We start from the raw sequence: 912 nt of genomic DNA, 5'->3' as shown, positions 1-912 counted from the left end.
TTGAGGTCATCTTTTTAACAAGAATTACCTTGTTTTTTGTGGTTGCAAATGTATAACCTTTTTTTGAATTATGAAAGTAAAATTGAAATAATTTTTGGTTAATTTTTTGAACATCTGTTTTTGTTATCTTTACCTGTTTAATAACTATTATTTTAGATGAAATTTAAATGAAAAATAAAATTTTGTTTTTATTCATTCTTTTGCTTGTGATTTCGTTTGTTTATAATTTCTATTTGGAACGAAGGCTATGCGTGACTATTTCAAAAATACAAACTGAAAACATCAGAAGTTTAGAACACCATTCCAATAAAAATTTCTATCAATACGGAATTGAAAATATAGGTGAAAATTTACAGCAGGAATTGTTAGAAATGAAAATTGATCAATGCAGACTGAATGTCGGAAAAGATTTATTTTACATATTTCAGGATAAAGTTGTTTATATCGGAAATGGTAAAAAAAGCTTAATGATAAAGGTTGGTTATCATTTTTATGGGACTGTGTTTTATATCAAAGGATTTCAGAACATCTAAATTCATAATTCTGCGGAGCAAAACATAAAAGCTAAACTAAAACAAATGACCATTACTAATTTACATATAATTGATTGGTATGACGATATTATTACATCAGTAGTTTCCTTTGAAAAGGATATGTATCTATTTCAGTGTATTCACAAAAACTTTAGAACTCATGAGAAAACGTATTATTGCGTGAAGATCGATGAAGAATCATTTTTACGAATTGAATCAATTGTGGTAAATCTTAAGACCTTTAAGAAAGAAGAGTGGGAAATTATCAATGAGATTTTTACAAGTAACAATAAAAAAGAGAATGCTTTTTTAGTAAAATCAATATCATTATTAAGAGGTGAAAATATTGTTTTTCATGAATTAGAAGCTTCGGATTCCT

General features: G+C 26.2%; 2 protein-coding genes. Both read left to right on the top strand.

Going from position 1 to position 912, the window contains the following annotated elements:
* Nucleotides 1–167: 167 nt before the first annotated feature.
* Nucleotides 168–533 (top strand): hypothetical protein, encoded by a 366-nt coding sequence (locus tag QWT87_RS21040; RefSeq protein WP_302718694.1) that lies wholly within the window; start codon nt 168–170, stop codon nt 531–533.
* Between the two features lie 45 nt (nt 534–578).
* Nucleotides 579–912: hypothetical protein (locus tag QWT87_RS21035; RefSeq protein WP_302718692.1), on the top strand; the 334-nt coding region annotated here is incomplete at its 3' end.

Source organism: Chryseobacterium urinae (assembly GCF_030518295.1).
GTDB classification, from domain to species: Bacteria; Bacteroidota; Bacteroidia; order Flavobacteriales; family Weeksellaceae; genus Chryseobacterium; species Chryseobacterium mucoviscidosis.
This window is presented reverse-complemented; position numbering and strand designations above follow the sequence as displayed.